Raw genomic sequence first — 11719 nt, 5'->3', positions numbered from 1 at the left:
CTGAACAACGGACGTATCCGCTTCTTGATCTCCCGAAGCGACGCCGCCCACAACGCAAGCGTCTCCTCAATCGACGCTGCCTGCGTCCACGATCTTCGAATCATGGTTGCCCATGGATTCAGAAACCCACTAAAAAAACAACTGTAATGCTAGTCCAGTGACCGGTCCGGATCTGTTTGAAAATGCTGCTGTGCGATGCAGCGGACACAGGCGCTTGACGCGAGCTGATCCCGCTGGAAGCAGGTTTACATTCGACCAAACTCGTGCAGACTGCCCGGCCTGGGAAAAAGAGAAAATATGGTCGTGGCCGTTGGGAGGCAGCCCGGATTGTCGCATGTTTTCGCATTCTGACCATATCCGCGAAATCGAAAGCGTCAGTCTCGGCGCGGCAACCAACCGTGATGATATTGTTGTGCAGAGCTGGCTGCGCTGCATCAACCAACACCGGCTCGATCCGGCACAGGCTTGCGAAGCCTATATCGTGCCCGATACCGAGTTGCGTGAACACCGTCAGCAGTCGGAAGAACTCATATCGATCGCGCGGTCTGGACTTGAGAACCTGTTTCGGCAGGTCGCCGGCCAAAATTATGTGCTGCTGCTCTCGGATCGCCAGGGCGTGACGGTCGAATTTCTTGGAGATCCGCTGTTCGACAATAATCTGCGCAAGGCGGGGCTCTATCTTGGTTCCGAGTGGTCGGAATCCCGGGCGGGAACCTGTGCCGTCGGCGCCTGCATCGAAAGTGGGGATGCGCTAAGCATTCATCAAACCGATCATTTCGATAATACGCACACGCCGCTGTCCTGCACTGCTGCGCCGATCTACGATGTTCGGGGGGCGCTCGCGGCGGTGCTCGACATTTCGCTCCTGAGTTCTCCCATCAAGAAGGCAAGCCAGAATCTCGCGTTGCACCTGGTCACGGCGACCGTGCGGCGTATCGAGCTAGCCAACTTGATGGCGCAGGCAAGCCGGGAGTGGGTGCTGCGCTTCGCCCGGTCGCCGGAATTTCTGGACGTCGATCCCGAGGCGGCCATTTCCATCGACGGATCTGGACGCATCATCGGGATGACCAATGGTGGCGCCAAGATCTTGGCGCGTTCCGTGAGCCGCGACTGGCGCCAGTCCGGCGATCTGATCGGGCAGGTTTGTAGCCGTCAATTGTGCGGCGATTCCCGAGCAGTTGATCGAAGGCGAATTGTTCGGTCATGTTCCGGGGGCGTTCACCGGGGCCAACGCCAAGGGCCGCAAGGGTCTGATTGAAGAGGCTGACGGCGGCACGTTGTTCCTCGACGAGATCGGTGACATGCCGCTACCGCTCCAGAGCCGGTTGTTGCGTGTGCTCGCGGAGAAGGAGCTGATGCCGATCGGTGCGACCCGTCCGAAGCCGGTCGATGTTCGCGTGATCTCCGCCTCTCACCGCATGATCGAAACGCTCGTGAAGGACGGACGTTTTCGCGAGGACTTATTTTACCGGTTGAACGCCGCAACGCTTTTCTTGCCTCCGTTGCGAGGGCGATCTGACTTTGCGTGGCTTCTGGGCAAGATCGTGGAGAGGCATCGGGCGAAGGAAGGCTCGCTGGCCGTGTCCCCGGCAGCGCTCGATGCGCTTGAGGCATACGCCTGGCCTGGCAATATCCGTGAGCTGGACAATGTTATCTCAGTCGCCGCGGCGCTCTGCCAAAATGGAGTCATCGAACCTCACGATCTTCCCGAGGCCTTGCTGAAAACGACCGGCGTCGCACAGGCGAAAGAACCGCATTCGCAGAAAACGATGCTGGAAACGGTGCTTGCGGCCTGCGGCGGGAATGTTTCGGAAGCCGCGCGCAGGCTGGGTGTCGACCGGTCCACCGTTCATCGTCAAATCAAACGATACGGTTTGAACCAACCTACCTGACGTTGTCGCGGTGAGACTGCAACAGGTGTGGCATCTGTTGCAGGCCTTGCAACAGTAGCGCTCCCTGTTTCACCTGAAAACGAAGGATTTCTTCGGGTTTTGCCGTTGGCACGGCGATTGCTCCTTTCATTTGCAAGCATTCGTAAGAGTGCAACAGCAAATGGGAGGATGTTCATGTCATTCGATCTCGAGGGGCGCGCGATTGTCGTGACCGGATCCGGCCGCGGCATCGGCGAAGCCATCGCACGCGGCCTTGCGGCGGATGGGGCACTGCTGACGATCGCGGACATTGACGAAGGCAATGCTTCGACAGTCGCGGAAGGAATTCGCGCCGCAGGCGGCAAGGCGATCGCCGTCCGCGTCGATGTCACCGACCGCGACAGCGTCAAGGCCATGATCGCCGCGACGGTGAAGGCGCACGGCAAGCTGGATGTGATCTTCAACAATGCGGGCATAGCGCAGACGAAGCCGTTCCTGTCCATCACCGAACAGGATTGGCGCAGGGTCATGGATACCAACGGTCTTGGCGTTCTCATCTGCATGCAGGAGGCGATCAAGCAGATGATCGCGCAGGGCCACGGCGGCAAGATCATCAACACCGCCTCCATCGCGGGCAAGCAGGGTTATGAGCCGCTGGCTCACTATTCGGCCTCTAAGTTCGGCGTCGTGGCGTTGACGCAGGCGGCGGCCCGCGCCTTCGGAGCCCAGAAGATCAACGTCAATGCGATCTGTCCGGGTGTCGTGGCGACGGACATGTGGAAGCTCATCGACAAGGGCTTCAAGGACGAGGGGTTGACCTCGCGCGACAACGAAGCCTTCGAGACGTTCTCTGCCGGGATTTTGCTCGGGCGTCCATCCGCGGCGGACGATCTCTGTGGTGTTGCGCGATTCCTGGCGTCATCCGCATCCGACTACATGACCGGCCAAAGTCTCGTCGTCGACGGAGGCATGGTTCTTATCTGAGGTCGCGCCGAGCTGAGGCGTCGGGCCTCGCCGCGACAAATGGAGCGGCGTTTTCTGTCGCTGCAATGAAAGGACTAGCAAAGGCGACGCCGTGAAATGAAGCGAACTCTGGACTCGGGACACTAGTGCGTTTGTGGAAAGCGGTTCGCGAAGAAACCGCATCAAAACAAAAACCAGAACCCCGGCGTTGATTCCATCAACGCCGGAAAGGCTCCAGGAGGGAAACAAACATGCAGTATGCGATCGAGGTTGCGCCATTCCGGCTAAATTCGTCGGTCAAGGGATTGGCGTTGGTCTACGGGCTCACCATTCTTTCGTGTTTCATCGTCAACCTGATCGTCAAGGCGATGCCGATCGGACCATGGAGCAGCGATCAGATCAGCCAGATGTTCTGGCTAGATAACGTCACCTGGCAATTGCTCAGTCTGTGGTGGGCCCTGCTGTCGATCGTATGTTGCGGCTGGCCGTTTGATCGAATCAAGAGCAATCTCGCGCGCGGATTTGTCATCGTTGCAGCTTCGTGGGTCTTGGGCTGGCTATCGGCAAAGTCGATCTACTGGAGCGGGCTTGGCGCCGATTGGATATTTCCGATCGTCGGATGCATCTTCTTCTTTCTGGCGTTCTTTTCATTCACGGGTGGAACTGGATCGTGGCGGGTATGCCGCCGTACCGGCAGTTTTTCATTCTGCTGGCTCTGATCGGCTTCTGCACCTATCTCGTCACGAGCTCGGTGGTAAGGTGGATACCGGCTTGGTGGTTTCCCTTCGTGCAGATGGGGGCCGCTACGGGACTCCTCGCATACTGGACGCGGGGGATGAAACAACCGGGTCGCGGGTTTACGCAGATGGCGATCCTCTTCCTGACCGTGCTTCTCTGCCTATGGGTCAGCCGCTACTTGGGGCTGTGGGATTCCGCTAAGCCCGGCGTCGGGAATTTCTGGTCCATCGGATACTTCACCGACGATCAATACTGGCTGCTGTGGTTCATGGTCGCCTGCTCGGTTACCTATGGCGTTTTGATCCCCATTCACAACTGGCCGTTCTCCCAGATTCCCATGCCGTGGGGTGGATTGGCGGCGTCCGGCTTTTGCCTGTTGCTCGCCTATCTGGTGACGAAACTCTTGTTCGACCTGATCGGGCCGGTTTTCGGCAACATCAGTGAAGCCTTCACCTACGGCTACATGGGCACGCACTGGTCCTTCATCGTTCCGATGCTGTTCGGCTACGGCCTGGCTGAGCCCTATCTCTGGAAGGGACAGAGGACGCCAGGCTCTTGGGACGATGTCCCGTGAGGATGAGAGAGGCGCCGAACTGGGCAACTCGCGATCATATGCAGCAAACCACCAACGCAAATACTTACAGGAGCAAAGAATGAAAGCCTTACGATTTCATGCAGCCAAAGATCTGCGTGTCGATACGATTCCAATACCATCGGAAACGCCTGCCACAGGTCAGGTGCTGATCCGGAACCGCTTCGTCGGCATCTGCGGCACTGACCTGCACGAGTATGCTTACGGGCCGATCTTCATCCCCGTCGAACCGCATCCGTTTACAGGCGCCAGCGGGCCGCAGGTTCTCGGTCATGAATTCGGCGGCGTGGTCGAAGCGGTCGGGAAGGGCGTCACATCGGTAAAGCCGGGCGACCGCATATCGGTTCAGCCGTTGATCATGCCACGCTCCGGCGACTATTTCGCCGACCGCGGTCTCTTTCATCTCAGTTCGCAACTTGCATTGGCGGGGCTGAGCTGGGTGTCCGGCGGAATGGCGGAATATGCCCTGCTCAACGAATATAACGTTGAGAAGATCCCGGACGAGATGACTGATGAGGAAGCTGCGCTTGTCGAGCCGACGGCGGTGGCCGTCTACGCCTGCGACCGCGGTGGCGTGACGGCAGGCAACAGCGTGCTGGTAACCGGCGCGGGCCCAATCGGGATATTGACGCTGCTGGCTGCGCGGGCGGCGGGTGCTGCTCAGCTTTTCGTTTCAGATATCAACGACGCGCGACTGAAATTCGCCAAGTCCATCTTGCCTGACGTCGTCACCATTAATCCGAAGCGCGACAATCCCGGCGATGTGGTCCGCTCGTTGAGCGAAGGCAATGTCGGCTGCGACGTCGCGATCGAATGCGTCGGCAACGAGCAGGCTCTCAAAGCTTGCACGGACGCGGTGCGGAAGCAGGGGGTGGTGGTGCAGACCGGTCTTCATCCCCACGAAAATCCGCTCGACTGGTTCCAGGTCACCTTCAAGGACATCGATATACGCGGCTCGTGGGCCTATCCGACGCATTACTGGCCGCGTGTTATCAGGCTGATCAGCACCGGTCTGCTTCCGGCGAAGAAGGTGGTGACCAAGAAGATCACGCTGGATCAGGCGGTCGGAGAGGGTTTCGACGTGCTGCTCGATCCTGCCGGTCAGCATCTGAAAATCCTGATCGATCTGACGAAATAGCTTCTGCGAAAGGCGCGGTCGCTCGCCAGGCATGGCGAGCGCCGCATTGACTGACATTACCAAATACAAGAGAGAGGAGACGACTATGCTGGACAATAGCCCTCACACCAAGGTGGAGGCTGCCCTCGGTAAGCTGGAGGACGCGCTCGCCAGCGGCGAGATTGATGTCGCGGTGAATCTGTTTCAGGCCGACTGCTACTGGCGCGATCTCGTGGCCTTCACCTGGAACCTGCGCACCATGGAAGGCCAGGGCCAGATCCGGGAGATGTTGACGACGCAGCTCGCCGGCATCAAACCGCGCCATTTTCGTCAGGATCCAAGCAATCCCGCGAGCGAAGCCGACGGCGTCGCGGATGGTTGGTTTGAATTCGAGACCGAAGTGGCGCGTGGCTACGGCCATATCCGGCTGAAGAACGGGCTGATATGGACGCTGCTCACGACCTTGACGGAACTGAAAGGCCACGAGGAGCCGAAAGGGCCGATGCGGCCCATGGGGGCCGAGCACGGCAGCGACCCTAGTCGCAAGACCTGGAAGGAAAAGCGCGAACAGGAGACCGCCGAACTCGGCATCAAGACGCAACCTTACGTCCTTATTGTCGGCGGCGGTCAGGGCGGCATCGCCCTTGGCGCACGATTGCGGCAGCTCGGCGTGCCGACCATTATCATCGAGAAGAACGAGCGGCCGGGCGATAGCTGGCGCAAGCGCTACAAGTCGCTCTGCCTGCACGATCCCGTCTGGTACGATCATTTGCCGTACATCCCGTTCCCGGAGAACTGGCCGGTGTTCGCGCCGAAGGACAAGATCGGCGATTGGCTGGAAATGTACACGAAGGTCATGGAGCTGAACTACTGGAGTTCCACGACGTGCAAATCCGCCAAGTACGACGAGAGGGCAAAGGAGTGGACGGTCGTCGTCGAGCGTGGCGGCAAGGAGATCGTGCTGAAGCCGAAACAGCTCGTGCTGGCGACCGGGATGTCGGGCAAGGCAAACATCCCGAAGTTCAGGGGGCAGGATGTTTTCAAGGGCGAGCAGCAGCACTCGTCGCAACATCCGGGACCGGACGCCTACAAGGGAAAGAAGGTGGTTGTCGTCGGATCCAACAACTCCGCGCACGATATCTGCGCGGCGCTCTGGGAGGCCGGGGCCGATGTGACGATGTTGCAACGCTCGTCAACCCACATCGTGAAATCGGACTCGCTGATGGAAATTGGCCTTGGCGATCTCTATTCCGAGCGTGCCGTCACCTCAGGCATGACGACCCGCAAGGCGGATCTGATTTTCGCCTCGCTCCCCTATCGCATCATGCACGAATTCCAGATCCCGATTTACAACGCCATTCGTAAGAAGGACGAAGCGTTCTACAAGCGGCTGGAAAGGGCCGGCTTCATGCTGGATTTCGGCGACGACGAGTCCGGCCTGTTCATGAAATATCTGCGCCGCGGCTCCGGATATTACATAGATGTCGGAGCCTGCGATCTCGTTGCCGATGGAAGGATCAAGCTGGTGAGCGGCGTGAACGTTCGCGAGCTCAAGGAGCATTCGATTCTGTTGGATGATGGCCGCGAGCTGGATGCGGATCTGATCGTTTACGCCACCGGCTACGGCTCGATGAACGGTTGGGCCGCGGACCTGATCTCCAAGGACGTGGCCGACAAGGTCGGCAAATGCTGGGGACTCGGCTCCAACACGACCAAGGATCCTGGCCCGTGGGAAGGCGAACAGCGCAACATGTGGAAACCGACGCAACAGGAAGGTCTCTGGTTCCACGGCGGCAATCTGCACCAGTCGCGCCACTATTCCCAGTATCTTTCATTGCAGCTAAAGGCCCGAAAGGAGGGACTTGCGACGCCGGTTTACGGCCTGCAGGAAGTCCATCATCTTTCCTGAGGTGCATTGACGCGATGGCGTGCAGCGATTCATGTCGCCGCACGCCATCGGTTCGCTACTCCGCCGCTCTTGCACGCAGCCGCTGCGCATAGACGTTGATGACGAGCGCGGCGAGCAGGATCAGGCCGCGGATCAGGATCTTCAGGAAGCTGTCGATGTTGACATGGTCGAGGCCGTTGTTGAGCACGCCCAATACGAACAGTCCGACAATGGTGTTGCCGATGCCGCCGCGGCCGCCGAACAGGCTGGTGCCGCCGACCACCACAGCGGCGATCGAATCGAGCAGGTAGGTGTCGAATTCGTTCTGCTGCGCGCTGCCGAAATGTGCCACGCCGAGCATGCCGGCGATGCCGGAGCAGACCGCGGAGATCACCATCACGCTGCCGAGGATCAGCTTGACGTTGAGGCCGGAATATTCGGCCGCTTCGCGATTGCCGCCGACCATGTAGACGTAGCGGCCGAAGCGGGTGTAGGTGAGCACCAGGTGGCCGGCGAGCAGCATCACCGCCGCGACGATCACGATCCATGGAATGCCGCCGATCGAGCCGGAACCGAGCGTCGTGACCAGGTCGGGCACCTTGTAGGCGATCTGGCCGCGCACCAGCAGCGCCGAGATGCCGGCCGCGATCTGCATCATCGCCAGCGTCATGATGAAGGAGGGGATGCCGATCACGGTCAGCCCCAGCGCGTTGACGAGGCCGAGCAGTGCGCAGAGCGCCAATGACAGCATGATCGCCGCCCAGCCCGGCAGCGGGACATTGGCGATGTTCACATAGGACTCCTGCAGCGTGAAATAGGCAACCGCAATGCCGGTGACGTTGGCGATGGCTGCAATCGAGAGATCGATCTCTGCGCACAGGATCACGAAGGTCAGGCCGACGGCGATGATGCCGGTCACGGAGACCTGCGTCAGGATGTTGCCGAGATTGTCGAGGGTCGCGAAGGAGGGGCTCGCAATCGCGAAGAACCCGCTCAGGCAGATCAGGGTCAGGAACGGCGCGATGTTGCGCATCTGCGAGCGCAGGATCGCAGCCGCGCTACGCTGTCCGCCGCGATGCACTGTTGCAGTCACCCCTTCGCTGGTCGCCATGCTTTTCTCCGTCAGGCCGCCTCGAGCAGGCGGTCCTTGCTGACCACCTCACCCGCAAATTCGCGTACCACCGCGCCGCGCTTCATGACGATGATGCGATCGGCAAGCGACAACACCGTCTCGGGCTCGGTCGACAGCACGATGATAGCGAGCCCCTTGGCGCTGAGCTCGCGGACGATGTTGATGACATCGTTCTTGGCGCCGACATCCATGCCGCGGGTCGGCTCGCACAGCACCAGCACTCGCGGCGGATAGCTCAGCCATTTGGCGAGCGCGACCTTCTGCTGATTGCCGCCCGAGAGCATGCCGAGATCGAGCTCGACCGCCGCAGGGCGGATCTGCAACTGATCGACCTGCCGGACGGCAATCGACCGCTCGCGCGCCGGCTTGAGCAGAAGCGCGGATATCCGATCGAGCACGCTGATCGAGATGTTCTTATAGACCGGCTCCTGGTGGAACAGCATCGCGCGGCGGCTCTCGGGAACGAAGGCGATGCCGGCGCGCCGGGCGGCGGCCGTGCTGGCGAAGGCTTTACGGTCGCCGTCGATGAGCACCACGCCGCTATCGGGCTTGATCTTGCCAAACAGGACGCGCGCCAATTCGAGCTGACCGCACCCCATGAAGCCGTAGATGCCGAGCACTTCGCCGGCGCGCACCTCGAACGAGACGTCCTGAACGCTGCGGGCGAGCGAGAGTGCGTCGGCCTTCAGGACCACGGGGCGGTCAGCGCGCGGCGGCAGCGTGACGTCGTGCGCATAGGTCTCTTCCAGCGCCTCGCGGCCCTTGCCGATCATCGCTTCGATCAGCGCGGCCTTGCTGGTCGCAGCGGCCTCCGTTTCGCGGACTTTCCGTCCGTTGCGGAACACCGTTACGGTGTCGGAGATGCGCAGGATGTCCTCGATGAAATGGGAAATGAAGACGATGCCGGTGCCCTCGTCGCGCAGCCGTCGCAAGGTCGCGAACAACCGCTCGACCTCGGGTGGGGAGAGCGCAGAGGTCGGCTCGTCCAGGATGATGATGCGGGCGCCGGAAAACAGCACGCGGGCGATCTCGATCAGTTGCTGCAGGCCGATCGGCAGATCGCCGAGCCGCGTCATCGGATCGACGTCGATGCCGAAACGCGCAAGCTGCTCGCCCGCCTCGCGCGCCATTCTCCGCCATTGAACCAGGCCGAAACGGTTGGTCGGCTGGGTACCGAGAAAGACGTTTTCGGCGACGGAAAGATCGGGCGCGACGCTGAGCTCCTGATGCACCATGGCGATGCCGGCCGCATGGGCATCGCGTGCCGAGCGGAAACGGACCTCGCGCCCGTCGAGTGCGATGTGGCCGGAGAATTCCGGATGCACGCCGGCGATGATCTTCATCAGCGTACTTTTTCCAGCGCCGTTCTCGCCGACGAGACCGTGGATCTCGCCGGCATAGAGCGCGAAGTCGACCCCACGAAGCGCTTCGACACCGCCGAAAGCCTTCGTGATCTCCCTCAGTTCGAGGATGGGTGAGCGTCCCTGTGGCATGCGGGCGGCTCAGATCAGGAAATGATCCTCCATCCATTGCATCCCCGCGGCGTTGGCCTTGGTTACGACAGGGCCGTCGGTCACCACGCTCTTTGGAATGCCCTGTCCGCTCTTCTCGCCCGCGGTCACCGCGGCAACGCCGGCGATGATGGCGCCGCCGTGGATGCGGCAGGATGGATTACGAACGGTTGCGAACATGCGGCCTTCGCTCACCGCCTGGATCGCCGGCGGCATGGCGTCGACCCCGCCGATCAGGATGTTGGTACGGTTGCGCGCCTTCATGATGTTGTAGGCGGCGAGCGCCATGTCGTCATTGTGGAAGAAGGCGGCGTCGATCTGCGGATATTTGGTGAGATAGGTCTCCCACAGACGCGCGGTCTTGGAGACATCCCAATCGGCCGGCTGGGTATCGAGCACCTCGATGTTCGGATACTGCTTCACGACAGAGTTGAAGCCTTTGGCGCGGCCCTGCGCGCCGGTGTGGCCGAGCGCGCCTTGCGTCATGATGATCTTGCCCTTGCCGCCGATGGCGTTGACGAGCGCCTGCGTCACCGAGGAGCCCATGAATTCGTTGTCGGGGGCGAGGAAGGAATGGACGTTGATCTGATCGAGCGGAGCGATCAGCGTATCCATGTCGATGACGGGAATGCCGGCGTCGATCATCTTCTGCACCGGCTGGGTCAGCGTGCCGATGCCGAATGCCTGGATGGCGACGAAGTCCCATTTCTGCGACGCCATGTTGTCGATCGCGGCGCGCTGCTTGACTGCATCGAGCTGGCCATCGAACCAGGTGACCTCGACGTTGAAGAGCTTGCCCCAGTATTCGGCCGCCTGTTTGCCTTGCGCGCACCAGGTAGCCTGCAGGCCTGCGTTGGAGAACGCAGCCTTCAGCGGTTTCTCGGAACGTCCAACTTCGGCCGCGAGCGCGGGGCTCACGCCAATCCCGCCGAGCAGCGCGGCGGCTGCGCCGCCGGCTGCCGCTGTCTGAAGAAGATCGCGCCTGGTCCTTGAGGATGTGTCCTTCGCTGGCATCGCACGCTCCCTGATATCTGTTCTTGGCGCCGTCGGCGTCGGTTGCACGCGCCGCGGATCACGGAAATTCTGTCACAATCGGAGCGTTCATGCCAACGGTTCCGATTCCGCGGCTGCGCTAGCCGACATCAGGCATCACGATGCTTTCGATTTCGCGCAGCAATTTTTGCCACGCAGCATCGATTTCGACTGTCCACTCCACGCCAAGAATTTCTTGGAGCGCGCCCGCGATCACGGCGAAGAACGCGACGAACAATTCTCTCGGCGTGCCGTAAGCGTCGTGCGAGGCGACCTCGCATTCGATCATGCGGAAGTTGCCGCGCCGCTCGCCGGCGAAATCGAGAATCGCTTCGATGGTCAGCGCCAGCATCGAGCCTTTGACGAGCTCGCTGCCTTCGGTGCGAAACATCGCCGTTGCTTCGGGATGCGCTTCGAACAAGCGACGATAGACCAGCGGCGTCAGATCATCACAGCGCGCCGCCGCAAGTTCGAAGCTGCGCTCGATCGGATTTGCCGATGACATGATCGGCGATCGCGATGGCCCAAAGAAAAAAGAGCAGGGCACCAAGCCCTGCTCGAGAAATTGTGTCGACCCTATTTTCCCCAAAAATTCGGATTTGATCTTGATTGATGGGGTGACGCTGCTTCCGCGCGCCGAGCTCCTCCCGAGACTTGGACCACCAGACCGTCCGCCCTGTGGCTGGCCTGAGCCCGAATTGGTAGACCATCTTTTTTGTTTTGTCATCAATTTCAGCAACGATTGTTCAAAATTCGAGCAATTTGCGAAATGATTGGGATTTCGCCACTGCCGGTTGTAGAGCTGCGGTCAGGACCCGTCGCGGGGTAAAGGGGTAGGGCGCGGGCGGACACTTGGTCCCAGCCGATTATTCCTT

Annotated in this window: 9 protein-coding genes and 1 pseudogene; 6 read left to right on the top strand and 4 right to left on the bottom strand. The window is 60.6% G+C overall.

Annotated features, from left to right (window positions below):
• Positions 1-334: 334 nt before the first annotated feature.
• The 6 genes and pseudogenes from ACZYOF_RS14220 to ACZYOF_RS14195 all read left to right on the top strand — a co-directional run bounded on the left by ACZYOF_RS14220 (position 335) and on the right by ACZYOF_RS14195 (position 7190).
• Positions 335-1892, top strand: a pseudogene (locus tag ACZYOF_RS14220) (sigma-54-dependent Fis family transcriptional regulator).
• A 174-nt stretch (positions 1893-2066) separates the two neighbouring features.
• Positions 2067-2855, top strand: coding sequence for an SDR family NAD(P)-dependent oxidoreductase (locus ACZYOF_RS14215; protein WP_463716139.1), 789 nt, complete (start codon positions 2067-2069; stop codon positions 2853-2855).
• Between the two features lie 230 nt (positions 2856-3085).
• Entirely contained in the window at positions 3086-3553 is a 468-nt protein-coding gene (locus ACZYOF_RS14210) for a hypothetical protein (RefSeq protein WP_463716138.1), read from the top strand.
• Positions 3554-3669: 116 nt separating this feature from the next.
• On the top strand, positions 3670-4146 hold the full coding sequence (locus ACZYOF_RS14205) for a hypothetical protein (RefSeq protein ID WP_463716137.1): 477 nt from the start codon (positions 3670-3672) through the stop codon (positions 4144-4146).
• A 79-nt stretch (positions 4147-4225) separates the two neighbouring features.
• Positions 4226-5302 (top strand): 2,3-butanediol dehydrogenase, encoded by a 1077-nt coding sequence (locus ACZYOF_RS14200; protein WP_463716136.1) that lies wholly within the window; start codon positions 4226-4228, stop codon positions 5300-5302.
• A gap of 85 nt (positions 5303-5387) precedes the next feature.
• Positions 5388-7190: an NAD(P)/FAD-dependent oxidoreductase gene (locus ACZYOF_RS14195; RefSeq protein WP_463716135.1), complete on the top strand. Its 1803-nt coding sequence runs from the start codon at positions 5388-5390 to the stop codon at positions 7188-7190.
• Between the two features lie 55 nt (positions 7191-7245).
• On the opposite strand, the gene ACZYOF_RS14190 is transcribed toward ACZYOF_RS14195, so the two are convergent.
• From ACZYOF_RS14190 to ACZYOF_RS14175, 4 genes are all read right to left on the bottom strand, one after another.
• Positions 7246-8280: an ABC transporter permease gene (locus tag ACZYOF_RS14190; protein WP_463716134.1), complete on the bottom strand. Its 1035-nt coding sequence runs from the start codon at positions 8278-8280 to the stop codon at positions 7246-7248.
• An 11-nt stretch (positions 8281-8291) separates the two neighbouring features.
• Positions 8292-9794 carry a sugar ABC transporter ATP-binding protein gene (locus ACZYOF_RS14185; RefSeq protein WP_463716133.1) on the bottom strand — a complete coding sequence of 501 codons (1503 nt, stop codon included), beginning with the start codon at positions 9792-9794 and terminating at the stop codon, positions 8292-8294.
• A gap of 9 nt (positions 9795-9803) precedes the next feature.
• The gene (locus ACZYOF_RS14180) at positions 9804-10826 is read right to left on the bottom strand and encodes a sugar ABC transporter substrate-binding protein (protein WP_463716132.1); all 1023 of its coding nucleotides are present in this window, start codon (positions 10824-10826) and stop codon (positions 9804-9806) included.
• Positions 10827-10944: 118 nt separating this feature from the next.
• A complete protein-coding gene (locus ACZYOF_RS14175; RefSeq protein WP_463716142.1) occupies positions 10945-11349 on the bottom strand; it encodes a globin in 405 nt (134 codons plus the stop codon).
• Between the last annotated feature and the right edge of the window lie 370 nt (positions 11350-11719).

The organism is Bradyrhizobium sp. LeoA1Lang (assembly GCF_055413685.1).
Note: the sequence above shows the minus strand (reverse complement) of the source record. Positions and strands in the feature narration are given on the sequence as shown.

What these genes read in the sequence shown, in the direction of transcription:
- ACZYOF_RS14195 (WP_463716135.1), top strand. Translation starts at nt 5,388, where the DNA reads ATGCTGGACAATAGCCCTCACACCAAGGTGGAGGCTGCCCTCGGTAAG.
- ACZYOF_RS14210 (WP_463716138.1), top strand. Translation starts at nt 3,086, where the DNA reads ATGCAGTATGCGATCGAGGTTGCGCCATTCCGGCTAAATTCGTCGGTC.
- ACZYOF_RS14200 (WP_463716136.1), top strand. Translation starts at nt 4,226, where the DNA reads ATGAAAGCCTTACGATTTCATGCAGCCAAAGATCTGCGTGTCGATACG.
- ACZYOF_RS14180 (WP_463716132.1), bottom strand. Translation starts at nt 10,826, where the DNA reads ATGCCAGCGAAGGACACATCCTCAAGGACCAGGCGCGATCTTCTTCAG.
- ACZYOF_RS14175 (WP_463716142.1), bottom strand. Translation starts at nt 11,349, where the DNA reads ATGTCATCGGCAAATCCGATCGAGCGCAGCTTCGAACTTGCGGCGGCG.
- ACZYOF_RS14205 (WP_463716137.1), top strand. Translation starts at nt 3,670, where the DNA reads ATGAAACAACCGGGTCGCGGGTTTACGCAGATGGCGATCCTCTTCCTG.
- ACZYOF_RS14215 (WP_463716139.1), top strand. Translation starts at nt 2,067, where the DNA reads ATGTCATTCGATCTCGAGGGGCGCGCGATTGTCGTGACCGGATCCGGC.
- ACZYOF_RS14190 (WP_463716134.1), bottom strand. Translation starts at nt 8,280, where the DNA reads ATGGCGACCAGCGAAGGGGTGACTGCAACAGTGCATCGCGGCGGACAG.
- ACZYOF_RS14185 (WP_463716133.1), bottom strand. Translation starts at nt 9,794, where the DNA reads ATGCCACAGGGACGCTCACCCATCCTCGAACTGAGGGAGATCACGAAG.